The sequence below is a fragment of the Collibacillus ludicampi genome (genome assembly GCF_023705585.1).
Taxonomy (GTDB): domain Bacteria; phylum Bacillota; class Bacilli; order Tumebacillales; family BOQE01; genus Collibacillus; species Collibacillus ludicampi.
The window spans coordinates 3,411,025-3,435,044 of sequence record NZ_BOQE01000001.1 but is presented as its reverse complement, the minus strand read 5'-3'; the positions used below and the strand labels follow the sequence as shown (position 1 = coordinate 3,435,044).

General features: G+C 48.8%; 24 protein-coding genes. All 24 read right to left on the bottom strand.

Annotated features, from left to right (window positions below; translation table 11 throughout):
- Nucleotides 1–35 precede the first annotated feature (35 nt).
- Nucleotides 36–2,492 (bottom strand): DNA translocase FtsK, encoded by a 2,457-nt coding sequence (locus DNHGIG_RS17475; RefSeq protein ID WP_282200796.1) that lies wholly within the window; start codon nt 2,490–2,492, stop codon nt 36–38.
- Between the two features lie 287 nt (nt 2,493–2,779).
- Entirely contained in the window at nt 2,780–3,013 is a 234-nt protein-coding gene (locus DNHGIG_RS17470; protein ID WP_282200795.1) for a YlzJ-like family protein, read from the bottom strand.
- A complete protein-coding gene (locus DNHGIG_RS17465; protein ID WP_282201466.1) occupies nt 3,010–3,798 on the bottom strand; it encodes a ClpP family protease in 789 nt (262 codons plus the stop codon). The genes DNHGIG_RS17470 and DNHGIG_RS17465 overlap by 4 nt, the downstream gene beginning before the upstream one ends.
- A gap of 188 nt (nt 3,799–3,986) precedes the next feature.
- Nucleotides 3,987–5,654, bottom strand: coding sequence for a ribonuclease J (locus tag DNHGIG_RS17460; RefSeq protein WP_282200794.1), 1,668 nt, complete (start codon nt 5,652–5,654; stop codon nt 3,987–3,989).
- A gap of 385 nt (nt 5,655–6,039) precedes the next feature.
- The gene (gene dapA / locus DNHGIG_RS17455) at nt 6,040–6,921 is read right to left on the bottom strand and encodes a 4-hydroxy-tetrahydrodipicolinate synthase (RefSeq protein WP_282200793.1); all 882 of its coding nucleotides are present in this window, start codon (nt 6,919–6,921) and stop codon (nt 6,040–6,042) included.
- A gap of 53 nt (nt 6,922–6,974) precedes the next feature.
- On the bottom strand, nt 6,975–8,186 hold the full coding sequence (gene dapG / locus DNHGIG_RS17450; RefSeq protein ID WP_282200792.1) for an aspartate kinase: 1,212 nt from the start codon (nt 8,184–8,186) through the stop codon (nt 6,975–6,977).
- An 11-nt stretch (nt 8,187–8,197) separates the two neighbouring features.
- Complete coding sequence (locus DNHGIG_RS17445) at nt 8,198–9,235, bottom strand: aspartate-semialdehyde dehydrogenase (RefSeq protein ID WP_282200791.1); 1,038 nt, start codon at nt 9,233–9,235, stop codon at nt 8,198–8,200.
- Nucleotides 9,236–9,258: 23 nt separating this feature from the next.
- A complete protein-coding gene (locus DNHGIG_RS17440) occupies nt 9,259–9,861 on the bottom strand; it encodes a dipicolinate synthase subunit B (protein WP_282200790.1) in 603 nt (200 codons plus the stop codon).
- A 17-nt stretch (nt 9,862–9,878) separates the two neighbouring features.
- A complete protein-coding gene (gene dpsA / locus DNHGIG_RS17435; protein ID WP_282200789.1) occupies nt 9,879–10,757 on the bottom strand; it encodes a dipicolinate synthase subunit DpsA in 879 nt (292 codons plus the stop codon).
- A 267-nt stretch (nt 10,758–11,024) separates the two neighbouring features.
- Nucleotides 11,025–11,477 (bottom strand): dUTP diphosphatase, encoded by a 453-nt coding sequence (dut, locus tag DNHGIG_RS17430; RefSeq protein ID WP_282200788.1) that lies wholly within the window; start codon nt 11,475–11,477, stop codon nt 11,025–11,027.
- The gene (locus DNHGIG_RS17425; RefSeq protein ID WP_439647781.1) at nt 11,474–12,721 is read right to left on the bottom strand and encodes a M16 family metallopeptidase; all 1,248 of its coding nucleotides are present in this window, start codon (nt 12,719–12,721) and stop codon (nt 11,474–11,476) included. The genes dut and DNHGIG_RS17425 overlap by 4 nt, the downstream gene beginning before the upstream one ends.
- A 94-nt stretch (nt 12,722–12,815) precedes the next feature.
- On the bottom strand, nt 12,816–13,778 hold the full coding sequence (locus DNHGIG_RS17420; protein ID WP_282200786.1) for a polysaccharide deacetylase family protein: 963 nt from the start codon (nt 13,776–13,778) through the stop codon (nt 12,816–12,818).
- Nucleotides 13,775–14,326, bottom strand: coding sequence for a polysaccharide deacetylase family protein (locus tag DNHGIG_RS17415; protein ID WP_282200785.1), 552 nt, complete (start codon nt 14,324–14,326; stop codon nt 13,775–13,777). The genes DNHGIG_RS17420 and DNHGIG_RS17415 overlap by 4 nt, the downstream gene beginning before the upstream one ends.
- 107 nt (nt 14,327–14,433) lie before the next feature.
- The gene (gene pnp, locus DNHGIG_RS17410; protein ID WP_282200784.1) at nt 14,434–16,653 is read right to left on the bottom strand and encodes a polyribonucleotide nucleotidyltransferase; all 2,220 of its coding nucleotides are present in this window, start codon (nt 16,651–16,653) and stop codon (nt 14,434–14,436) included.
- Between the two features lie 147 nt (nt 16,654–16,800).
- Nucleotides 16,801–17,070, bottom strand: coding sequence for a 30S ribosomal protein S15 (gene rpsO / locus DNHGIG_RS17405; protein WP_282200783.1), 270 nt, complete (start codon nt 17,068–17,070; stop codon nt 16,801–16,803).
- Between the two features lie 75 nt (nt 17,071–17,145).
- Complete coding sequence (locus DNHGIG_RS17400; protein WP_282200782.1) at nt 17,146–17,304, bottom strand: hypothetical protein; 159 nt, start codon at nt 17,302–17,304, stop codon at nt 17,146–17,148.
- 68 nt (nt 17,305–17,372) lie between these two features.
- Nucleotides 17,373–17,600: a hypothetical protein gene (locus tag DNHGIG_RS17395; protein WP_282200781.1), complete on the bottom strand. Its 228-nt coding sequence runs from the start codon at nt 17,598–17,600 to the stop codon at nt 17,373–17,375.
- Between the two features lie 139 nt (nt 17,601–17,739).
- Nucleotides 17,740–18,687 (bottom strand): bifunctional riboflavin kinase/FAD synthetase, encoded by a 948-nt coding sequence (locus DNHGIG_RS17390; RefSeq protein ID WP_282200780.1) that lies wholly within the window; start codon nt 18,685–18,687, stop codon nt 17,740–17,742.
- A 35-nt stretch (nt 18,688–18,722) separates the two neighbouring features.
- Entirely contained in the window at nt 18,723–19,643 is a 921-nt protein-coding gene (gene truB / locus DNHGIG_RS17385) for a tRNA pseudouridine(55) synthase TruB (protein WP_282200779.1), read from the bottom strand.
- On the bottom strand, nt 19,640–20,614 hold the full coding sequence (locus DNHGIG_RS17380) for a DHH family phosphoesterase (RefSeq protein WP_282200778.1): 975 nt from the start codon (nt 20,612–20,614) through the stop codon (nt 19,640–19,642). Before DNHGIG_RS17380 ends, truB begins: the two co-directional genes overlap by 4 nt.
- The gene (gene rbfA / locus DNHGIG_RS17375; RefSeq protein ID WP_282200777.1) at nt 20,611–20,970 is read right to left on the bottom strand and encodes a 30S ribosome-binding factor RbfA; all 360 of its coding nucleotides are present in this window, start codon (nt 20,968–20,970) and stop codon (nt 20,611–20,613) included. The genes DNHGIG_RS17380 and rbfA overlap by 4 nt, the downstream gene beginning before the upstream one ends.
- A 62-nt stretch (nt 20,971–21,032) precedes the next feature.
- Nucleotides 21,033–23,423, bottom strand: coding sequence for a translation initiation factor IF-2 (gene infB / locus DNHGIG_RS17370; RefSeq protein ID WP_282200776.1), 2,391 nt, complete (start codon nt 23,421–23,423; stop codon nt 21,033–21,035).
- A complete protein-coding gene (locus tag DNHGIG_RS17365; RefSeq protein ID WP_282200775.1) occupies nt 23,416–23,745 on the bottom strand; it encodes a L7Ae/L30e/S12e/Gadd45 family ribosomal protein in 330 nt (109 codons plus the stop codon). The genes infB and DNHGIG_RS17365 overlap by 8 nt, the downstream gene beginning before the upstream one ends.
- Entirely contained in the window at nt 23,738–24,016 is a 279-nt protein-coding gene (rnpM, locus tag DNHGIG_RS17360; RefSeq protein ID WP_282200774.1) for an RNase P modulator RnpM, read from the bottom strand. Before rnpM ends, DNHGIG_RS17365 begins: the two co-directional genes overlap by 8 nt.
- Nucleotides 24,017–24,020: the final 4 nt, after the last annotated feature.

Here is a 24,020-nt window from a genome sequence, read left to right as displayed (position 1 = left end):
TTCGTTTTTTATTCTACCCCATTATCTGTTAATGATTACATCACATTCATGTTCATGGCATTCCATTGTTCTTTTGTCAATAAGACTTCACGCGGTCTTGAACCCTCAAAAGGCCCGACATATCCCCGTTCTTCCATTTGATCAATCAATCTCGCCGCACGCGCATAACCGACTTTCAATCGCCTTTGAATCATGGAAACAGAGGCCTGTTCTGATTCGACCACCAATTTCAGCGCTTCATAAAAGAGGGGATCGATATCTTCGTCTTTTGCTGCATTTTCTTCTTGAGGAACGCTCAAATCGAGCGTATATGATGGTTCTTGCTGTTGATTCTTCACAAACGAGACGACTCGTTCCACCTCCGCATCTGATAGGAATGCGCCTTGAACGCGAATCGGCTTCGATTCGCCGATCGGCAAATACAGCATGTCCCCTCTTCCCAATAATTTCTCCGCGCCGCCCGAATCGAGGATCGTTCGCGAATCCACCTGAGAAGAAACGGCGAAAGCAATGCGTGAAGGGATGTTCGCTTTGATCACCCCCGTGATCACATCCACGGAAGGACGCTGTGTCGCGATGATCAAGTGAATCCCGGCGGCACGCGCCATCTGTGCCAAGCGACAAATCGCATCTTCGACATCACCAGGGGCCACCATCATCAGATCGGCCAACTCGTCAACGATGACAACGATAAAAGGCAATTGCGGCTGACCGCGTTCAGCCATCATGGCATTGTAACCTTCCATGTTTCGGGCGCCTTCTTTGGCAAACAGCTCATACCTGTGTTCCATCTCCGCAACCACTTTCTTCAATGCATAAGCCGCTCGCCGCGGATCCGTAACGACGGGGGCCATGAGGTGTGGGATACCGTTATACACGTTCAACTCGACCATTTTCGGATCGACCATGATGAATTTCACTTCATGCGGCTTCGCTTTATACAAAATACTGGTAATCATTCCGTTGATACAGACCGATTTTCCCGATCCGGTCGCTCCCGCCACAAGAACATGAGGCATTTTGGCGAGGTTGCCAACGATCGGGGCACCGGAAATATCTCTGCCAAGAGCGATTGTAAGCCTGGATTCGGATTTTTGAAACTCATCGCTCTCGAGGACTTCGCGCAAGCTTACGACCGCGACCTCTTTATTCGGTACTTCGATTCCTACCGCCGATTTGCCCGGAATCGGCGCTTCAATACGAATATCCCTTGCAGCCAAGGCAAGCGCCAAATCGTCCGTCAGACTGACGATACGGGACACTTTCACCCCGACTGCGGGCGTCACTTCATAGCGAGTAACCGTCGGCCCTCGATGCACTTCTGTCACTTTCACTTGCACTCCGAAACTGTCGAGCGTTTCTTCCAGTTTTTTCGCGTTTTCCATTACATCCTGCCGGTCTTTTCCCCCGCGCATTTTCTTTGGCAGATCCAACAATGACACGTGTGGAATCTGATAATGTTCATCAGGTACATTCATCACCCATTGAACCGGATCATTTGAGGAAGCAGGATTTTCTTCAGACAACTGTTCTGCATGCGGAAAACGCACACGAATCTTCGCGTGTTGACTCAGGGTCTCAAAAGTTGGTCCAAGTTCCTGCTGACCATCGAGAGCGGAGCCGCCGTTAGCGGATTTATCCTCCAAGAGGATGTTTTCCGTAAAATCACGAAAGACGAGAGGAATTTCTTCCCTCTTTTCTCCTGATTCAGGGTTTCGTTCATGATCCTCTTGTGTCTTACCTTTCTTCTTGGTAAAGAACCGGAAACGATTCGTTTTTCTAGGGCTTTCCGCCTGCTCCTCTTCCCCCATCTCTATCGCTTGCTCCGTTCTTGCCCGCTCTACCGCTTCTTTCTTCAAATGTCGTTGATTCTTAGACTCTTCCACTATCGACTTTACGCGCTGCCCTAATTTTTCTGATCGTTTATCGATCTTGCTCTTTATTTTCCCGACGAAAGCGACAAGCGACTTACCGGTTATGAGTATCAACGAGATGATCCCACTGATGATTAATACGATCAACAAGCCCAATGTATCAAACAGTTTGTGGGCAATAAGAAAGAATAAGAGGCCGATTAATCCGCCTCCCGCACTTATCGGCTGATGCTTGCCTTCCAGGTAATCATGCAGCGCATAGATCCGTGTGACCGTTTCATCCAACATGTCCGGTTCCACATTCCCATGGGAATGAAGCAGAACCGTGTAGAGATTTAAATGATCCCATGTAAGCAAAACCAAGAGAAAAAGCAGGATTCCCGCCATACGCCGAGTGATCTGCGGCCGCGTACGTTTCACCATCACAAAAAAAGCAAGGTAGCACAGATAAACGCCTAACAGCCAGTACCAGTTACCGGCTGCGAACAGGAACAGATAATTCACATATTCCCCTAACCAACCTACCCTGGCTAATGATACTCCTGCAATCGCCAGAAGAATCAAGCCGATAATTTCATATTTGATGAATGATTTCGTTTGCTCGATTTTTTTTCCCATAAAACCTCCCTCATCGTATGCAAAATCCCCAATCTGAAGTCAGTGCCTGCAATTTTATGGGCCTCATCCACAGGAAACGATTGGATTGCAAACAGCAAGCGTAGAAAACATTCGTCAATCGTTCAGGATATTCCTGCATTACCATGTGTTTTACCACAATACCGAGTAAGATCAAAGACTGGACAGACAAAGCCGGTCGTTCGATAAATGGCCATGATGTGCATAATAAAACCCCTCTCCGAAGCGGTGAGGGGCTCGTTGCGCGATCACACTACGTGATCACACTATTAGTAACGGGAAATTCTACTGTCATGTAGAGGTATAACCGCACCAGGGGCAAAATCAGCTTTTAAATAATCGTAAGGATCGGGAGAAAGCAGACGGACAACTTTCCCTAACCCGTTTTCGTAGGGTTCGACCAGCAACTTGACTCCTTGATATTCAATCTCCTTCCAATTGCAAGTCATTGTTTCAAACCCATCAAACACGGCTTCCATAGGTATCGCTGCCCAATACATCATTGGACAACACCTGTCGTTTTCTTTTGCCGATACTCTGCGGTCAGTTCGTTTAACTTTTTGATCGCATCGCCGATCCCACCGATGGCGTCGATCAAACCGAATTCGACCGCATCTTTGCCGACCACCGTCGTACCGATATCGCGCGCTAACTCTCCTGTAGTCAGCATCAACTCACGGAACTTCTGTTCACTGATACGCGAATGGGAGATGACAAAGCGGATGACACGCTCCTGCATTTTCTCCAGATACTCAAACGATTGAGGAACGCCGATTACGAGTCCTGTCAAACGTATCGGATGTATGGTCATCGTCGCCGTTTCGGCGATGAAACTATAGTTTGAACTGACGGCAATCGGGACGCCGATCGAATGACCGCCCCCTAACACTAAGGTGACGGTAGGCTTTGACAATGATGCGATCATCTCGGCGATCGCCAGACCTGCTTCCACATCACCGCCGACCGTATTTAAAATAATGAGGATACCTTCTATCTTTTCATTCTGTTCCGCTGCGACTAATTGCGGGATGATATGCTCATATTTCGTCGTTTTATTTTGTGGCGGCAAGACCAAATGTCCTTCAATCTGGCCGATCACCGTGATGCAGTATATATTTGATTCCCCGGTAGTCGCTATATTCGCTGTACCTAGTGACTCGATATTCTCTGCCGGATTCACCCCTTCTTTCGTCAATTCGGGTACACTCGGCGGAATTGAGGGGGGTGCCGGGGGGCCTCCGGGAGGATGGGGCGGATTCTCGACAGGAGGCGCATTTCCATGTTCCATATTTACCCGGGTAGGGTTCTGTATGCGAGTCCATGATTCATTCCAATATGTCATGATGTCATTTTCACTCTCCTTCATATGATGGAGCTTACATGCGCATGTTTTGTTTTAGACACCCTTAGTATGGTTTTAGAGAGGAAATTCCATACAAAAAAGCTCAGCCTTTGTGGCTGAGCTTATCGTTTCATTCAGGTTTCCATGATGATCGGAAGAATCATTGGGCGACGGCGTGTTTGCTCATAGAGAAAACGCCCGAGTGCGTCACGCACTCCCGTTTTTAAAGACGACCATTCATTTACGTTTTCGGAAACAAGTTTCGAAAGCGTCTGTGTGACGATACGATTCGCTTCTTCAAGAAGCTCTTCCGATTCACGCACATAGACAAATCCGCGAGAGATAATATCAGGACCCGAGAGAATGGAACCATCTTGTTTCGAGAGGGTGACTACCACGACGAGAATTCCGTCTTGAGAGAGAAGTTTGCGATCACGCAACACAATATTTCCCACATCGCCGACTCCCAGTCCGTCGATTAAGACATTGCCGGCAGTTACTTTCGGGCCGAGTCGACCCCGTCCATTTTGGAATTCAACTGTATCCCCGATATCGACGATAAAAATGTTATCAGGATTCACGCCGACCATTTCCGCTAATTCGGCGTGTCTCTTTAACATGCGAAATTCTCCGTGGACAGGAATAAAATACTTCGGCCGAACGAGATTCAACATCAGCTTGAGTTCTTCCTGGCTGGCATGTCCAGAAACATGTACTCCGGATACCGACTGATAAATGACCTTCGCGCCAATACGGAAGAGTTGATCGATGGTACGAGCGACGAACTTCTCATTTCCGGGAATGGGCGATGAAGCGATAATAACGGTATCATCAGGCAAAATTTCAATTTTCCTGTGTGTTGCACGAGCCATTCGTGTAAGAGCGGACATCGGTTCACCTTGACTTCCGGTGGAAAGGATCACGATCTTGTCAGCCGGAAGTTTATTGATTTCATCCGGCTCAACCAGTGTTCCTTTGCTGATCTTCAGATAGCCCAGCTCTAATGCGATGTTAATGTTGTTAACCATACTGCGCCCCACGACCGTCACTTTACGCCCGTGTCTTTCTGCCGCTTCAAATACTTGTTGAATCCGATGAAGATTAGAGGCAAACGTTGCCAAAATCACGCGCCGTTCCGCATTGGCGATCACTTCATCAATTGTTTGGCCAACGACACGTTCAGACATCGTATACCCGGGTCGTTCCGCATTCGTGCTGTCTGAAAGCAAAGCTAATACACCGCGTTCGCCTAATTCTGCAAGCTTATGATAATCTGCAGTGCGCCCGTCTACAGGAGTAAAATCAAATTTGAAATCGCCTGTGTGGACGACAACCCCTTCAGGTGTGTCGATTGCAAAACCGACCGTGTCCGGAATGCTGTGATTGTTATAGAAGGGAGTTACTTCGAAACAACCCAATTGAATTACACTACGGTTGGTGATGACATTGAGGTTTGCTGTATCGAGAAGACCGTGTTCGCGCAACTTCGCTTCCACGAGTCCAAGAGTGAGCTTGGTACCGTAAACAGGGACATTGATGTGTTTCAAGAAATAAGGGAGTCCGCCAATATGGTCTTCATGCCCGTGAGTGAGAAAGATACCCCGAACTTTCTGCTTATTCTCAATCAAATACGTGATATCAGGAATGACGATGTCTATTCCTAACATCTCCTCTTCCGGGAATTTCAGACCGGCGTCAATCACGATGATGTCGTTTCCGTGACAATACGCCGTCATATTTTTGCCGATCTCTCCAACGCCGCCCAACGGAATGATCGACAACTTATTGATCGTCTTGCTCAAACCTACACCTCCAAACGGTCTTTATTTTCATATTGTCCTAGTTCGTGTCACCTTAACCCGTACCAGTCACCTTAGCCATAATTATACATCAAGGTTGTATCCGACACAAGACAACTTCACAATTAGTATGTACGAGCTGATTGCCTTATACTCGACAAAAAAAGAGCTCCTGACGCGTAAGCCAGTCAGGAGCTATCTTGAAAATGTGTAGTTTGGCGGGCGTATGCTTTGCGTTCGAGCTCCGTGGAGGTCGTCTCGCACGGAACAATGCACAGATGTCGCGAGACGATCTCCAAAGTCGCTGTCTCACGCAAAGCATTACGCCCACCCAAAGACACTCTTCATCCTCTGATGGTGCCGCATGCGGCATGAGTGGCTACTTTGTTCATTTTTGTGGATACCATTCGCGCAGGAGTTCGTGAATCTTCTGCTTGAGAGGCTCTTCCGCAGCCACAAGCGGTAAGCGTACAGGACCTACAGGCACACCAATATGATTCAGCGCTTCCTTCACAAGCGAGGGATTCGTCGTCAAAAACAGGCCTTCAAAGATCGGCAATAAACGCTGATGCAGCCCGATCGCCTCATGTATGCGACCGGCAAAGAAATGATCGATCATCTCTTTGATGGGTTGACCTACAACGTGTGAAGCGACGGAAATCACTCCGTGGCCGCCGACGGCGAGCAAAGGAAGCAGGGTCTTATCGTCTCCACTGTAGACGACAAAATCCCGCGGTGCTTGAGCCAGCAAACGACTCACCTGTTCGATCGTACTCGATTCCTTGCTACCGATGATATTGGGAATCTCCGCGAGCTTCAATTGCGTTTCGATCTCGATGTTGATCGAGGTGCGTCCAGGAATATTATAAAGGATGCAAGGCAGCCCGACCGACTCGGCCACTGTTTTAAAATGTTGGTACAGTCCTTCTTGTGAAGGTTTGTTATAATACGGAGCGACGAGAAGCAGTCCGTCGACTCCGCATTCCTCTGCCTCTTTGGACAGCGCGATGGTCGCTTTCGTGTTATTCGAACCGGTTCCGGCGATCACTTTGGTTCTCCCTTTTGCCAGTTCCACTACACGACGGAACAATTCAATTTTCTCCTCATGCGCCAATGTCGGCGACTCGCCCGTAGTGCCTGCGACTACAAGCGTTTCCGTTCCTGTTGCAACCAGATGTTCGACCAATACCTCCAAACGATTCCAATCAATATGCTCGCCAGAATCGTCAAACGGAGTGACCATGGCCGTTAAAACTCTACCAAAATCCACTTTTTACACCACCTAAGATAAAAAAGTAAATAAGAGTTGAACTCGCTTCATAATTATTTGTTTAAGTTAAATTTCGCATGCAAAGCACGTACGGCGCGCGTCATATCTTCCTCGTGCACAAGGCACCAAATCGTCGTATGCGAGTCGGCTGATTGGAGGATTTCGATACCTTCATCAGTGAGTGCTTCTACAATCTTTGCCATCACGCCAGGAACCCCGGCGATCCCCGCGCCCACGACAGAAACTTTGGCACAATTAGCAAGTGTTTCCGGTTCATATCCCAGTTCCCGTAACACTTGTATCGCTTTGCTGATCTCTTGATTCGTTACGGTGAAGGCAACCCCCGTCGGTGTCACGGAAATAAAATCGACTGAAATCCCGTGATCGGCCATCGCCTTAAAAATTTGCAGTTGATTCCCTTTGCTTGGAGAAACCGCCACCTTAATTTGTGTGATATTCACCGTTTGCGTGACACCCGTGATCAGACGGTCGGCGAGCCCTCGCGCTTCCAAACGATCCAACTCAGCCTGGCATGTAACCAAAGTCCCCTCATCTTTTGAAAGCGTGGAACGCACACGAATCGGAATATTCTTTTGCATCGCAATCTCAACGGCGCGTGGATGAATCACTTTTGCCCCTTGATAAGCGAGATTGCAGATCTCCGTATAAGTAACTTGATGGAGGCGTTTCGCATCACCGACAATTCTCGGATCGGCAGTCATGATACCTTCCACGTCAGTAAAGATATCGACGATTTCCGCATCCAATGCCACACCGAGCGCGGTAGCCGTCGTATCGCTCCCGCCGCGTCCGAGTGTTGTGATTTCACCTTCAGCAGTAATCCCTTGGAAGCCGGTAACGATCACGATTTTGCCTCGCTCCAATTCGCTCCGAATGCGCTTCGGATGGATGGTGAGAATCGACGCGTTCGTGAATTCGTCATTCGTAACGATACCCGCTTGCCCGCCTGTCAACACACATGTATCCAAACCTCGTTCGCGCAACGCGGAAGACAAAACGACAGCGGAAATAATCTCTCCACAAGACATGAGGAGATCCAGTTCGCGCGCTTCGCACTCTCCATGATCAACCAACTGTAACAATGTATCTGTAGCATAGGGGGAACCTTTTCGTCCCATCGCGGAAACGACGACAACGACAGCATACCCGTTGCGAAGCGCGTCCATTATATGCTCGATCGCTTGCTCCCTCACCTCGGGTGTCGCAACGGAAGTTCCCCCGAACTTTTGTACCAGTATCCGCATAGTACCCCTCTTTATCTGGTTTTCACCATGTATTCTGCAATTTGGACAGCATTCCAAGCCGCTCCCTTGAGGACGTTGTCGGAAACCACCCACATATTTAAACCTCTCGGATGGAAAAGATCCCGTCGAATACGCCCGACGAACGTTTCAAATCTTCCTTCTGCAGAAATGGCCATAGGATACTCCTGTTCTTTAAGATCGTCCACTACGACGACGCCCGGAGCGGACGCGAGCAAAGAACGGGCTTCTTCCATGTCAAACGATTTTTCCGTTTCGATGTAAACCGATTCCGAGTGTCCGTAGAATACGGGGATTCGGACACACGTAGTCGTAATCTGAATCTTGTCGTCACCCAAGATTTTGCGTGTTTCATTGATCATTTTCATTTCTTCACGCGAAAAACCGTTCTCCTCAAACACATCGATCTGCGGGATCGCGTTAAAAGCGATCTGATGGTGGCGAGGCAACGACTTGACGGGCAACACTTTCGGTTCAATCGGTTCATTGTTCAAAATTTTCCATGTTTGTTCCTTCAATTCGTCGATGGCCGCTTGCCCGGAACCGGAAACCGCTTGGTATGTCGAAACGATGATGCGTTCGATCCCATATGCGTCATAGAGAGGCTTAAGGGCGACCACCATTTGAATGGTCGAGCAGTTCGGATTCGCGATAATACCGCGATGTTCCGAGATCTTGTGAGGATTGACTTCCGGAACGACGAGGGGGACTTCCGGCAACATACGAAAAGCGTTCGTGTTGTCGATAACGACGGCCCCGCGCTCTACAGCAGCAGGTGCTAATTTTTCAGAAACGGATCCGCCGGCAGAGAACAACGCGAAGTCGATTCCTTCAAACGCTTCAGGTACAGCTTCTTGCACCGTATAGGTCTGACCTTTAAACGTTACTTGCTGACCTGCCGAGCGGGCTGAGGCCAGCAAACGTAATTCTCCAACCGGAAAATCGCGTTTTTCCAAAGTTTCTATGATTTTCTGACCCACGGCTCCCGTTGCCCCAACCACAGCTACGTTGTAACGCTCTTTTTTCTCCATCTCCAGCATCTCCCTTTGATCAACTATCTCTGTTTATCTTTAAATTTTTCGATGATAACGGGTTGAATCTGTTTCTTCTCCAAGGCGAGTTCCAGAGTCGGAATAATCATCTCCATGCGAGCGACCAGACTGTTCATTTTCTTCTCCGGATCATCCTGGCCAAACGGCACCATGAATACGTTTTTCGTCGCCATTAAACGAGCGATATTGACCATGTTCAAACCGAGACCGTCATTCGTGGAGATGGCGAGCACCACAGGACGATCATTACGAAACGTGGCTTTTGCAGCCATCAATACTGGACTGTCAGTCATCGCATTTGCCAATCGGCTGATCGTGTTTCCCGTACACGGGGCGATCACGACAGCGTCAAGCTTTTTCGATGGTCCCAGAGGCTCCGCTTCCACGATGGAAGAAATCGGTTTATGGCCACAGATTTGCTCGATTTCTTGCATCCAAGCATCCGCTTCCGCAAAACGGGTAGTTGTCGATGTTACCGTATATGAAAGAATAGGAATCACATCTGTTCCTATTTCCACAAGCTTCTGCATAACGGGACGCACTTCATCATAGGTACAGTGAGAGCCAGTTATCGCGAATCCGATCGTTTTACCCGCCAGTTGCATAACTCATACCCCCAGGTTTATGCGTGTTCCCAAAGCATCCGGCAGAGCGAGCGAGCAATAATCTGACCGGCTGTCTTGGGCGCAACGATCCCCGGCAAACTGGGAGCGAGAAATGCTTTTATTCCTCTTTTCTCAGCATAGCGAAAGTCTGTTCCACCTGGCGCTGATGCGATATCGATTATGACGCTCGTTTTCGGTACGCGCGCGAGCACTTCAGCCGTCAAAATGGGGGCTGGTATCGTATTAAAAATAACTTCCGCCTCTTGAAGATTCTTCATAATCTCGGAGAGGTGGAATGGTTCAAGCCCCATTTCGTAAATTCGCGCCAAATCAGCGTCTTTACGTGCTCCGACTTTTACTTTGGCACCCAAAGCCGCTGCCACGCGGGCGAGTGTTACACCGCAACGCCCGAATCCGAGAACAACCGTCTTTGATCCGTGAATGGTGATATCCGTATGCTCCATCGCCATCTTGATGGCACCTTCAGCCGTGGGGATAGAGTTGGAAATAGCCACTTCATCAAGTTCCATTAACTTGATCAAGCGCAAGCCGTATTTTTTGCACATATCAGTCAGCCAGTTTCTCGCAATTCCCGTGAAGACTTGACATTGCCTTGGCAATGCGGCGAAATGTTCTTCCGTCAGACGAATTTCGTCTGTGCTGTAGTGTGCGCTGATCATTCCCTGATCGTCGCAGCCCGCTACGGGAAGCACCAACGCATCGATATCTTTCAAAACATCGACCGTCAAGTCACTACGGATCGAGTAGGCACTCTCAAAGTTCCATTCATCGAAACCGATAAGAACGGCTGTCGCATCCAATTCAATGGCATGTTGGATGATTTCGAGTTGACGAGCGTCACCGCCCACAAACGCCATTTTAATTCCAGTTAGCATAGAACGGGTATCCCCTTTCACCACATTGTACGACATTATTAAGAAATTTCAAGGCGTTGTAGTGAAAATCGCGCGCTACGCCAAGATTTCTCCCCTGGGGATGTTACGTACACCATCATATGCTTGCGCCCAAGTAGAAGTTACTTATGTGAAAAATGAAAAAGAGACGAGGGGCCAACGCTCGTCTCTGTCAGGAGTCGCTTTATATTACCTGTTTTGGCGTAATGTACTGCACACAGGGATTCTGCATGCGTCACAAGAAGATCGTCATCTCCCAGTTGAACCAAATCCTCCACTGCCCCGGGAAGTTGAAGGTAATTCAGCGACCTCTTCCCAAACGACGAAAGGGAGCTTTTGGATGACCAATTGAGCAATTCGATCCCCTCGTCTGATCGTATAGGGATCATCGCCAAGATTGATCATGATTACCCCGATCTCTCCGCGGTAATCCGCGTCGATTGTCCCTGGGGTGTTCACAAGGGTGATCCCGTGTTTTAACGCAAGACCCGAACGTGGACGTACCTGCGCTTCGTATCCTTCCGGCAAAGCGAGCATGATTCCTGTAGGGATGAGTGCACGTTTTCCCGGTAAAAGGATATAATCTTCTTTGAGCGCCGCTTGCAAATCAAATCCTGCGCTCTCGGCTGTCATTTGCGTGGGCAGCAGCAAATCTTCATTTCCTTCTATTCTTTTGACAAGAACTCGTACAGAAGCATTCATGACACATCATCCGGTACCGAGAGATGATCAAACGGCCCAACCGCAGCTAATGCCAACGATTGATCAAACATATCGATGGCTACATCTTTCACATGATCAAGTGTGACGTTGTTGATTTTTTCCAACGTTTCATCGAGAGAAACCTGACGGCCCAAAAGCAGTTCATTTTTTCCAAGGCGGCTCATGCGCGCACTTGTGCTCTCCAATGAAAGCATGAGCGATCCTTTGACTTGCTCTTTCGCTTTCATCAGCTCATCACCGGTGATCCCGTTCTCGACGATGTCATCTAGGATCTTTACACACAGGTCGATGACCTGCTGCGCCTGTTCCGGTGAAGTTCCCGCATAAATCCCGAACAAGCCCGTATCTCTGTAAGCCGTATAATAACTGTATACAGAGTAGGCCATACCGCGTTCTTCACGAATCTCCTGGAACAAGCGTGAACTGGAGGAACCTCCCAAAACATTATTAAGTAAGATCAAAGGGTAAACGCGCGGATCATGAAACGCGTAACATTCTGTCGCCAACACAAGATGAGCCTGTTCTGTAGCTTTGTTGCGAACCTGAGTGTTCCGCATGAATTTTGGCGGTTGCGATTTCGAACGTTTGCATGTACCCGAAGCACCCTCGAACAGTTTGGTTGCGATCGGAAGCACTTGACTCATGCGTACATTACCAGCAACCGCGAGAACGATGTTGTCCGGGGTATAGTGATTTTGAATGTATTGTAAAATGTCTTTCCGGGTAAACGAATTCAGGCTTTGCTCCGTACCGAGTATCGAAAAACCCAACGGATGTGAAGGGAATACGGTTTCACCGATAAGATCATGGACGAGTTCATCGGGTGCATCTTCGTACATTTTGATCTCTTCAATGATCACTTTGCGTTCTTTATTGACTTCCTCTTCCAAAAATAAGGAATGAAAGAGCATATCTGCCAAAGTGGATAAAGCCAGTTCAAAGTGTTCATCGAGCACTTTCGCGTAAAAACAGGTGTATTCCTTCGAAGTAAATGCATTCACCTGCCCGCCAATGCCATCAAAAAGTTCGGCGATCTGTTTCGCCGTACGAGTATCGGTTCCCTTAAATAACATGTGTTCAAGGAAATGGGACATTCCATTGTTGGCAGGTTCTTCATCACGTGAACCTGTTCCTACCCAAATCCCGAGCGATACGGATCGGACAAAAGGAATCTCTTCCACTACGATCCGCAAACCATTGCTTAATTTCTCACGATATATCAAGGACATCCTCCTCAAACCAAAACAATTATACTTTCTACTATAACAAAAATTTACGTTTTGGAACACCTTTCTTTGATATCCTCAGCGACGCTATTTATGAACCGACCTGTCTGACTGGAGAGAGAAGTTCAGAGACAGTCACTAATTCATACCCCTTCTTTTGCAATTCTGGTATCATACTACGCAAAGCGCCTACGGTAGGTGCAGTCGGGTGCATCAAAACCAAAGCGCCGTTCGTCGCCTGGCTGACAATTTTCCGCAAAATGACCTCGGAGGGCGGCTTCTTCCAATCCACCGTATCGAGCGTCCAGAGAATGGTTCGCATGTTTTGACTCGCTGCCAATTTGACGGTTTCTTCGGTATATGAACCGGATGGCGGTGCAAAGAGGGCAGGAGTAATGCCCAATGTTTGTTTAATCAAATCGTTCGTCCGGGTGATTTCCCTAAGTGCGCGCTCTCTCGACACTCTCGCCATGTCCGGGTGGCTGTACGCGTGGTTGCCAATCTCATGTCCCGCTTCAAAAATCGCCTTCGCAACATCTGGATTTTTTTGCAGCCATGAGCCATCAAAAAAGAACGTCGACTTCACATGATAAGTCTTCAAAATGTCCAAGATCTGAGGAATGTATTCCGTGCCCCATGCCACATTGATCATCAAGGCCATCTGCCTCTTCTCGGGATTTCCCCGATAGATCGGTTGTGGCCCGAGATCATCCAGTTTAATTTTTGGAGGCACTTGGCGGTAAACGATCGGTATCTCCCCGTGTGCCGTTTTCGCTCGTTCGATCGTCGCTTCCACATCGACTTCCAACCCGTTCAGTTCCGGTATGGCTTTCCACACGTGATCCATTTTCGCATCGATCGGCGGTTTCCTTTCCGTCTTTGCCAATTGTTCTACCTGTTCGCGCAGCGTTTTTATATCCCCATGAGCAACAGTCAATTCCAGAGGTTGTTTCGCATGTAACATCAAAAATCCGGTCGTTACGAGGATAGCGACTGCGACCAGCGTTTGTTTGACAGGAAAATATTGCACGAATATCCATTTCCTACGTTTCATTTCTGCTCACTCTCCAGTTGGTGTAGAGTGCAGATGGCCATTCCTTTTTCACGAGCGACTTGAATGGCAATCGGCAAAATGGGAATGGAGCTTTGTTTGACCGGTAAACGTAATACCCAACCGCTTTTCATGCGTTCACGCAGCGGAGTCGGATCGACCGTACCGTTTTCTTGAAGTAATTGTTCAAGATTGAAACTCCACCCATGTAGTTTCTCATACACTCTGGCTTCATATCCGCGCTTTTCTATCTCCTGTAGGGTTAAAGGATACTGACTGGCCCAGTCTCGATTGAGAAGGAACGTCGCTTTCACATCTTCGCGATCCAGTAGATCCACAACATCTTTCACAGGCGCATCGATATCATCGACATCGATTACGAGCGCCACATCCTTCGAAGATGTACGAATATATGCGACTGTCCCCACCGTTACTTTGTGTTGCTCAACATACTTATGTAGGGTAGGAAATTGATCGATCCCTCTCCACGTCAACATGACGATCATACACGCAAGCACGATCTTCCTTATGATGACGTCTCGCTTGTTCATACTCGTCCCCCCATCTTCTACTGATGGGTATGCGACCATGCGAGCCTCTAGACCATCGCAAAAACAAAAAGAGACCTCGAAACAAGTCTCTTTTGCTGGATTAGTTGCTAGGAATGGTTTTGCGGTTGTTCTGCACGGTTGGGACGTGGACGGTTTCCGCGCTCCCCTTTCTCACGGCGTTCCCGGTTGGAACGTTCGCGTCCTGCTTTTGCTTCCGGTTCACCGGTAGACTCCCCTCTCAATTGACGGAGAGCTTCTTTACGCGAGAGGTTGATGCGGCCTTGCGGATCGATTTCCGTCACTTTGACAAGCAGTTCGTCACCCACTTTGACGACGTCCTCGGTCTTCTCCACACGTTCTTCCGCCAATTGGGAGATATGCACAAGACCTTCCTTGCCTGGGAGCACTTCAACAAATGCTCCGTACTTCTCGATGCGCACGACTTTGCCGTTATAGATCGCACCCACTTCCACTTCACGTACGATCCCTTCAATGATCTCCCGCGCCCGTTCGCCTGCAGCCTGATCGGTGGTGGCGATAAAAATGCGCCCATCTTGCTCGATATCGATCTTCACTCCTGTTTCTTCGATAATCTTGTTGATGACGCGCCCTCCTGGTCCGATGACTTCACGGATCTTGTCCGGATGAATCTTCATCGTGAGGATACGGGGCGCATATTTCGAGAGTTCTTGCCGCGGTTTATCGATCGCTTCCAGCATTTTGCTAAGAATGTACATACGTCCACGATGCGCTTGTTCCAATGCTTTCTCAAGGATTTCCCGGCTCAATCCCTTGATCTTGATATCCATCTGCAAAGCGGTCACGCCGTTGGCTGTACCAGCCACCTTGAAGTCCATATCCCCGAGATGATCTTCCATTCCTTGGATATCCGTCAAGATCGCCGTTCGGTCACCTTCCGCCACGAGTCCCATCGCCACACCGGCAACCGGTGCCTTGATCGGTACACCCGCATCCATCAGAGCCATCGTCGAACCGCAAATGGACGCTTGCGAAGTTGAACCGTTGGATTCGAGCACTTCAGAAACGAGACGAATGGTATACGGAAACTCTTCCTCTGAAGGAATCACAGGTTCGAGCGCACGTTCCCCAAGCGCACCATGTCCGATATCACGCCTGCTTGGCGCGCGTAACGGACGGGCTTCACCGACGGAGAAAGGCGGAAAATTATAATGGTGCATGAATCGCTTCGTTTCTTCGATTTCCAGACCATCCAGGATCTGCACATCCCCCAAGGCCCCCAAAGTACAGATGGACAATGCTTGTGTCTGTCCGCGCGTAAACAGTCCCGAACCGTGTGTACGAGGTAAAATGCCGACTTCACAGGAGATCGGGCGGATTTCATCAAGCGCTCGTCCATCTGGGCGAATGCCTTCGAAGATGATCGCGCGACGCACTTCCTCTTTCACGATGTTATACAATACTTCATTGATATCGCTGATTTGCGCTTCCGTAAGTTCGGGATTCTGAGCAAGGAAGTAGTCTCTGGTCTCCTGTTTGACCGATTCGATCGCTTCCTCGCGCGCAAGTTTTTCTTCCGTGCGAATCGCCGCTTTTAATTTTTCGGTTGCATATTCACGGACGATGCGGTCAATCTCCGGATCTACCTCATGGTACTGAACTTCCATCTTGGGTTTGCCAGCTTCCGCACGCATCTCTTCCTGCCATGCGACCAGACGCTTAATCTCTTCATGGCCAAACATGATCGCTTCCAGCATGACGCTCTCCGGAACTTCTTTTGCACCCGCTTCCACCATGACGATCGCATCTTTCGTTCCGGCTACTACCAGGTGCATATCGCTTTTCTCCGCTTGCTCCACCGTCGGGTTGATCACGAATTCCCCGTCGACACGCCCTACGATGACTCCGGCGATCGGCCCGTCAAAAGGAATATCTGACAGTGTCAGTGCGGCGGACGTACCGATCATGGCGGCAATTTCAGGTGCGCAGTCCTGATCGACCGACATCACGATATCGACCACTTGCACTTCATTGCGAAATCCTTCGTGAAACAAAGGACGAATCGGACGGTCAATCAAGCGGCTTGCAAGGATCGCTTTTTCGCTCGGACGGCCCTCCCGCTTGATAAATCCTCCCGGAATCTTACCTACCGCGTACAATCGTTCTTCGTAATTCACAGTTAAAGGAAAGAAATCAAGTTCTCTCGGTTCTTTGGATGCGGTCACCGTCGCTAATACAACTGTTTCTCCGTAGTGAACCAAAACGGCTCCATTCGCCTGTTTGGCTAACTTCCCCGTCTCGATTTTCAGAGGACGGCCCGCTAATGTTGTCTCGAATACTTTATACATACAACTAAAAAATGCCTCCTTTTACCCTTAGCGTTTTCCAAAAGGTATCCATCCATAATAAATTCGTTACAAGGTTAGTATTTCCTGCTTTATTAAACAAATAACAAAAAACAAGAAGCAGGAATGACCCGCTTCTTGTTTTTGTCGTTATTTACGCAGACCCAATTTCTCAACGACTTTACGATAACGGTTAATATCTTTCTTACGCAAATAGTTCAGCAGATTCCGGCGATGTCCGACCATTTTCAAAAGACCGCGACGGGAATGATGGTCTTTCTTGTGAACACGCAAGTGTTCGTTTAAATAGTTGATCTTGTTCGTCAAGATCGCGATTTGTACTTCGGGAGAACCCGTGTCATTTTCATGAACTTTAAATTCGGTGATCAATACTTGTTTTTGCTCTTGAGACAAAGACATCTCAAGCCACCTCCTCATTTTTTATCCCCACCAGCAAAGAAACCGTCGAGGCGCTCGAATTTCTGTGCCGGGGTTCTACTTGCCAATCACTGTGATTACCAGTCGGCCATGTGCGATGTCCTTCGCTACGATGTCAAACACGCGTCCAGACGTTGAGAGGAAGCCCCGGAAACGGGTAGCCACTGGCACATAGCCCGGTATCTCTCTCGCGGCTTTCACGATATCCTCGATCAAGATACCCCTCTGCCGTTCCTCGTACAACCGTTGCCTAGCATGAACAGTGACTAAGATCCGTCCCATGATTACGTAAACGGTTCAAATGAACCTTCCGGATGGGCAGACTCAACAAATATGGAAAACAGAGAGTCCTGAAAGGCGACGAGATGCGGATCAGGAACTCCACTCTTGCGATAGAGTTTAACCATTTCCCGATGGAGTCGTTTAAACTCGTCACTGATACAGATACGAGCAACTTCACGGCATAATTCGATAAGACGCTCATCACGCCTGTCGACATACGGGTATCTCACGGCTCATCCCCTCACTGTCAGTACATGTGCTGGGAACGACCGCTACAGCCGCAATTGCCATGATATAGTATAACATATGATTCTATGTGAGTAAATGGGTAGCACTGATAATTCACATATATGCAGCCCGTTCACTGTCCTATAACTGATACTTCATGTAACGCTCTTTCGCCTCAGCGATATCGCAACGAATCTGCGCGATCAGTTCTTCTGCGGAGAGAAATTTTCTTTCCTCGCGTAAAAAATCAAGAAATTCAATATGCAACTGTTTCCCATAAATCTCACGGGCAAAGTCAAAGAGATGGGCTTCAAGGGTACGCACACGTTCCCCCTCGAAGGTAGGTTTATAGCCAATGTTCATCACACCCGAAAGACAATCCTCTTCCCCATCGATCACCGCACGGATCAAGTAAACCCCATTTTTGGGAATCACAAAAGAACCGATCGGCTCCAGGTTTGCTGTGGGAAAACCAAGGAGGCGACCGCGCTTATTTCCGTGAACCACGTGACCGGCGAGAAAATAGGGACGCCCCAACAATTCGGCTGCCCACTTGACATCGCCCAGTTGCAACTTTTCTCTGATCAGAGAAGAAGATACTTTTTCTCCATCCCGGTTGACAGGTGGTACGATGTAGGAATCCATTTGAAACGATGCCGCGAGTTCTTTGAGAACGCGCGTATCCGCAAGCCCGCCGGCTCCGAACGTGTAATCGAAACCGACGACGACATCTACGGCATTCAGACCTTTTACGTATTCGCGTATAAATTCTTCCGGAGAAATCGCCGCAAACATTCGATTGAACTCAATGACATAGACAAAATCTACGCCCAACGCTTTCAGGAGTTGAACCTTCTCGGTAAGTGGGGTCAGAAGACTGTCGTATGTATGCCCTCTTCCCAATACCTGCCGCGGATGGGGATCAAACGTCATGACGGCAAGAGGGAGTTCCTTCGTTTTCGCCAAATCGAACGCTTTTTTTATAATTTGCTGATGGCCGATATGTACTCCATCAAAATTGCCGAGCGCCATCACGGATGGCTCAAAAGAACGCATAGGCGGCTTTCCGCTTATACGAATGACTTCCATGATCAAACGCCCCCTGAAAAGTAATGCACCGGATACTACTCTCTAAACACCTTCTCCGGTTTCGTGTCGATCCCATGATTTGTGTGTGCGACGATTCGGTACACAGCAAGCAAACGAGCCGAATCGTCTTCCACGCGTATTCGTTCACCGATCTGTAAACCTTCAAATCCTTTAAGATACGGTACTCTTAAGGGCATGCCATTCGCCACGCGGTGTTCTTGCGATTTTTTTATACGATAAAGCGGCATATAAGAAACGGCAGTCGATGCGGATAAAAGCAATTCGGCAAAACGCCCTTCCGCACATGCGACGTCAATCTCCTCCAAAGTATATGAGTCTTCAAGGCGATAAGGTCCTGAACGAGTGCGTATTAATTGGGACATATGTGCGGGTACCCCGAGGGCTCTGCCGATATCGTGACAAAGTGTACGAACATATGTGCCTTTGCTACATTCGACTGTGAATACGATTTTGGGATCTTCCCGTTCAAGATCCATCTTTTCAATTTGAAGAGAGTGGATCGTCACTTGCCTTTGGGGAATCTCCACGTCGACTCCTTGTCTCGCCAAATCGTAGGCACGTTTCCCTTGGATTTTGACCGCGGAAAAAGCGGGTGGTGTTTGTACAATCGTTCCTGTAAAGCGAGCAAACACACGGCGGATATCCTCTTCATTCAATACCACTCGATCCACCCGTTCCGTAACGGTGCCTGAAGAATCCTGCGTATTTGTCGCAAACCCGAATGTCATCTCCGCATGATACGCTTTCGACTGATCAAGCATATACTCGGCAACTCTCGTGGCTGAACCGATACACAAGGGAAGCACACCGCGCACCTCCGGATCCAGTGTGCCGGTGTGCCCGACTTTTTTGATGCCGGTCAACCGGCGGACGGCTGCCACCACCTGGTGGGATGTGAAACCGCTCGGTTTGTTTACAACAAGAATTCCGTTCATGTGGAGAGAACTTCCTTTACCCTGGAAATCACTTTCCGCTTGATTTCATCCAACGAAGATTCAACGGTGCAGCCAGATGCCCTGGGGTGACCGCCGCCGCCGAACTCCAACGCGATGCGGCCCACATCCACGTAATATTTTGAACGAAAACTCACTTTCACTTTACCGCCGGGGATTTCACGAAAGAGGATCCCCACTTCCACACCTTCTACATTGCGTGCGTAATTGACCAACCCTTCAACATCTTCCTCGATTGCACCTGTCCTTTTGAGCATCTCATACGGAACCGTGAGCCACGCGATTCTGCCCGTTGGATCACGCTCGATCGTTGAGAGCACTTCACGCGTCAATTGCAATCGCGGCCAAGTTATCGTCTCGAGGACACGGTCTGCGACGCGATAGGGTTCAACACCTCGCGAAAGCAAATCGGTCGCCAAGCGGTGAACCTCCGACGTGGTGTTATTGTAACGAAACCCTCCCGTATCGGTAAGTAATCCGGTATAGAGACAGGTGGCCATCGCCTCGTCGATCTCCACTTGCAAAGCATGAGCCAAATAATAGACCACCTGTGCCGTTGCGGCTGCCTCTATGTCCACCACATTACATGTCCCAAACCGATCGTTCGTGGCATGATGATCAACATTTAGAAGAGTTGCCTCCGCAGCGATCAGGGCGCCGCTTTCCCCTAACCGGTTACGGTCTGCGCAATCGAATGACAGAACATGAACAAACGATCGCTCCACTTCACCCGGAAGACGAAAACGGTCGGCATAAGGCAAGAAACGGAATTTCTCAGGAATCGGATCATCATTCACGAGCGTGAACGATTTCCCCAATTTTTCAACGATGTGTGCCGCTGCAAGACTGGAACCGAGTGCATCCCCGTCGGGACTTACATGGGTAAGGATCAAAAAATCGTCATGGGAGCGGATATACTCCGCCGCATCCTCCAGCATCTCCTCGATGCTCATGATGATTCCTCGCTTCCGCTTTGAATTTCGCGCAGTTTTTCCATAATTTTTTCACTGTAATCAATCGACGTATCCAGATGGAAACTTAGTTCGGGTGTGAGACGCAAGCGAATCCTCTTACCGATCTCTGAGCGAATAAAACCTTTCGCCCTTTCTAATGCTTGTAATGTTTCTCTTCTTTGTTCTTCCGAACCCATGACCGAAATGAAAATGCGCGCATGCTGAAGATCGCCGGAAGCTTCCACACTCGTAACGGTAACAAATCCAATCCGTGGATCTTTCAATTCATTCTGGATGATATCGCTGATCTCTTTCTTGATCTGCTCACCGACCCGATTCACGCGAATCTTGGCCATACCGTGAGACACCTCCACATCATTCGTCGTGTCCTAGCAGAGAATGAACACTTTCATGCGACTTAGATCTTCACCGGCTCCATCACAAACGCTTCGATGATATCCCCTTCTTTGATGTCATTAAACCGTTCAAGGGTCAAACCGCACTCAAAACCGGCAGCGACTTCACGGACGTCATCTTTATATCGTTTCAGAGAGTCGAACTTACCCTCATAGACGACGATTCCGTCGCGAATCACGCGCGCATCGTTGTTCCGCGCGATCTTTCCATCGGTTACATAGCAACCTGCGATGGTGCCGATCTTCGATACTTTAAAGATCTGCCGAACTTCCGCACGTCCGACGATGACCTCTTTATATTCAGGATCTAACATACCTTTCAGTGCGCTTTCAATCTCATCGATCGCATCATAAATGACACGGTACAAACGGATGTCAACATTTTCCGATTCAGCCATCTTTGAAGCATTCGTTTCAGGACGCACGTTGAAGCCGATGACGATCGCATTCGATGCAGTAGCAAGCAGGATATCCGATTCGGTAATCGCACCCACAGCCTTGTGAATAATGTTGACGCGAACCCCTGAGATGTCGATCTTTTCCAGCGCTCCGGCAAGCGCTTCGACCGAACCTTGTACATCAGCCTTGATGATAATATTCAGCTCTTTCACTTCGCCTTCTTGGATCTGTTTGTACAAATCTTCCAACGTTACGCGGTTTTGTGCACCAAGAAGTTCCTGCTTTTGTTTTGCCTGCCTTTTCTCTACCAATTGACGCGCTTTGCGTTCGTCATCATAAACCACAAACAGATCCCCTGCACTGGGAACTTCATTTAAACCCAAGATCTCAACCGGACAGGAAGGAGGCGCTTCTTTGACACGTCTGCCTCTGTCGTTGATCATGGCACGAACGCGTCCATAAGAGGTACCGGCAACAACGATATCCCCTACACGCAATGTACCGTTTTGTACGAGAACGGTCGCCACAGGTCCGCGCCCTTTATCCAGCTCCGCTTCAATAACCGTTCCCCGCGGGCGGCCGTCAGGGTTGGCCTTTAATTCTGCAACTTCCGCCACGAGTAGGATCATTTCCAAGAGGTCGTCAATACCTGTCTTTTTCAAAGCGGAAACCGGTTGGAAAATCGTATCTCCTCCCCATTCTTCGGGAATCAGGCCGTATTCGGTCAGTTCCTGTTTTACCCGGTCGGGGTTTGCATCCGGTTTATCGATTTTGTTAATGGCGACGATGATCGGAACATTTGCGGCCTTCGCATGGTTGATCGCTTCGACCGTTTGCGGCATCACCCCATCGTCGGCTGCTACTACAAGGATCGTAACGTCTGTCACCTGTGCACCACGCGCACGCATGGATGTGAAAGCCGCGTGACCCGGGGTGTCCAGGAAAGTAATTTTCTTGCCGTTGATTTCTACTTGATATGCGCCGATATGCTGAGTAATGCCGCCCGCTTCCGTTTCAGTCACTTTTGTATGGCGGATCGCATCGAGCAATGTGGTTTTTCCATGGTCGACATGTCCCATGATCGTAACGATCGGCGGACGTTCCTGCAAATCTTCAGGATTTTCTTCTTCGATCAACATATCGATCGCTTCTTCATCGACAGGTTCAACCACTTCAACTTCCACGTCAAAATCGGCCGCTACCAGTTGGATGGCGTCGAGATCAATTTCCTGGTTGATCGTCGCCATGATGCCGAGATACAACAGCTTCTTGATGACTTCGGAAGGTTCACGTTTGATTTGTTTGGCAAACTCGGCGACCGTCATCGGCCCTTCGACTTTTATCTTTTTCGGATAATCGGGTTGTTTGGGTGTCTGTGCCGCTTGGGCCGGCTGCTGATAATTGGGTCTGCCTTGTCCTTTGCCTCGCTGCTGATTTCCTTGACTGCCGCCTTTTCCTTTCGCACCGCGTCCACCCTGACTGCCATTGCGAGCACCCGCCGGCGGAGTATTCAGTTTGCGCAATTCTTTCGTTCCGTTCGGCCCTTGCTTCGGCCGTTTCTGAATCCGCTCATGACGAATGATTGGAGCTTTCTCATCCAGATTTTCATACAACTCGATACTTGAGATTTTTCGTTCGAACGTAAGACGATTGTCGCGATTCCCTGCATGATTGCGTTCTTTTTCATTGCCGCCCTTCCGCTCCTGGTTGCTTTCGGCCGTCCGTTTCACGGCAGGTTTATCTTCCGCTTTAGCTGCCGCTACCTTCCTTTTTTGTTGGTTTTGTTCATCCACTTGTTTCTTCCGAACTTGCGAATTTTCCATAGATGTATGATCCTTGTCTGTTAAATAATTTTCCACGGCTTCAATCATCTCTCGATTCATCACGCTCATATGATTGTTTACAGAGATATTCATTCGATTCAGGATGGCTATAACTTCCTTACTCGTCATTTCTTTCTGCTTGGCGTATTCATATACCCGCAACTTACTCAATAGCTTCACCCCCGATTTGTTCCCCTAATTCCAGCAAGATATTCTTGGCAAATCCGTGATTGGTGATGACCACGGCAGCGCGATCATGTTTGCCCAACGCGCGTCCCAATTCCTCTTTGTTCAATACTTCAATAAGCGGAACGCGATAGTATGCGCATTTATCCTGATACTTTTTTTTCGTGTTCGATCCGGCATCTTGAGCGAGCAAAGCTAAACAAGCCCTGCCCTTGCGAATTTCGGCCAAACACGCTTGATCTCCCGTCACGGCTGATCCTGCGCGAAACGCCAAACCCAGCCAATTGGCCACTTTTTGCTTATTCATGCGCATCAACCTTGGACAGTTCTTCCATTAAGTGATCATAAATTTCTTCGGAAACTGTACTTTTCAAGGAACGGTCAAGAGCCTTCTTCTTTCGCGCCAGAACGAAGCAATCCATGTTCTTGCAGATGTATGCCCCTCGTCCTGCCCGCTTTCCGGTCAAATCGAGGGCCATTTCCCCTTCAGGTGTCAAGACGACACGTATTAACTCCTTTTTCGGCTTCATTTCCTGGCAACCGGTACATTTGCGAAGCGGTATCCTTTTTGCTGCCAACCTC

Excerpts from the sequence above, each read along its gene's own strand:
- DNHGIG_RS17475 (WP_282200796.1), bottom strand. The coding sequence starts at position 2,492 with ATGGGAAAAAAAATCGAGCAAACGAAATCATTCATCAAATATGAAATT.
- DNHGIG_RS17470 (WP_282200795.1), bottom strand. The coding sequence starts at position 3,013 with ATGATGTATTGGGCAGCGATACCTATGGAAGCCGTGTTTGATGGGTTT.
- DNHGIG_RS17465 (WP_282201466.1), bottom strand. The coding sequence starts at position 3,798 with ATGGAACATGGAAATGCGCCTCCTGTCGAGAATCCGCCCCATCCTCCC.
- dapG (WP_282200792.1), bottom strand. The coding sequence starts at position 8,186 with ATGCGGATACTGGTACAAAAGTTCGGGGGAACTTCCGTTGCGACACCC.
- DNHGIG_RS17445 (WP_282200791.1), bottom strand. The coding sequence starts at position 9,235 with ATGGAGAAAAAAGAGCGTTACAACGTAGCTGTGGTTGGGGCAACGGGA.
- DNHGIG_RS17440 (WP_282200790.1), bottom strand. The coding sequence starts at position 9,861 with ATGCAACTGGCGGGTAAAACGATCGGATTCGCGATAACTGGCTCTCAC.
- dpsA (WP_282200789.1), bottom strand. The coding sequence starts at position 10,757 with ATGCTAACTGGAATTAAAATGGCGTTTGTGGGCGGTGACGCTCGTCAA.
- dut (WP_282200788.1), bottom strand. The coding sequence starts at position 11,477 with ATGAATGCTTCTGTACGAGTTCTTGTCAAAAGAATAGAAGGAAATGAA.
- DNHGIG_RS17420 (WP_282200786.1), bottom strand. The coding sequence starts at position 13,778 with ATGAAACGTAGGAAATGGATATTCGTGCAATATTTTCCTGTCAAACAA.
- DNHGIG_RS17415 (WP_282200785.1), bottom strand. The coding sequence starts at position 14,326 with ATGAACAAGCGAGACGTCATCATAAGGAAGATCGTGCTTGCGTGTATG.
- pnp (WP_282200784.1), bottom strand. The coding sequence starts at position 16,653 with ATGTATAAAGTATTCGAGACAACATTAGCGGGCCGTCCTCTGAAAATC.
- rpsO (WP_282200783.1), bottom strand. The coding sequence starts at position 17,070 with ATGTCTTTGTCTCAAGAGCAAAAACAAGTATTGATCACCGAATTTAAA.
- DNHGIG_RS17390 (WP_282200780.1), bottom strand. The coding sequence starts at position 18,687 with ATGGAAGTCATTCGTATAAGCGGAAAGCCGCCTATGCGTTCTTTTGAG.
- truB (WP_282200779.1), bottom strand. The coding sequence starts at position 19,643 with ATGAACGGAATTCTTGTTGTAAACAAACCGAGCGGTTTCACATCCCAC.
- DNHGIG_RS17380 (WP_282200778.1), bottom strand. The coding sequence starts at position 20,614 with ATGAGCATCGAGGAGATGCTGGAGGATGCGGCGGAGTATATCCGCTCC.
- rbfA (WP_282200777.1), bottom strand. The coding sequence starts at position 20,970 with ATGGCCAAGATTCGCGTGAATCGGGTCGGTGAGCAGATCAAGAAAGAG.
- DNHGIG_RS17365 (WP_282200775.1), bottom strand. The coding sequence starts at position 23,745 with ATGAATAAGCAAAAAGTGGCCAATTGGCTGGGTTTGGCGTTTCGCGCA.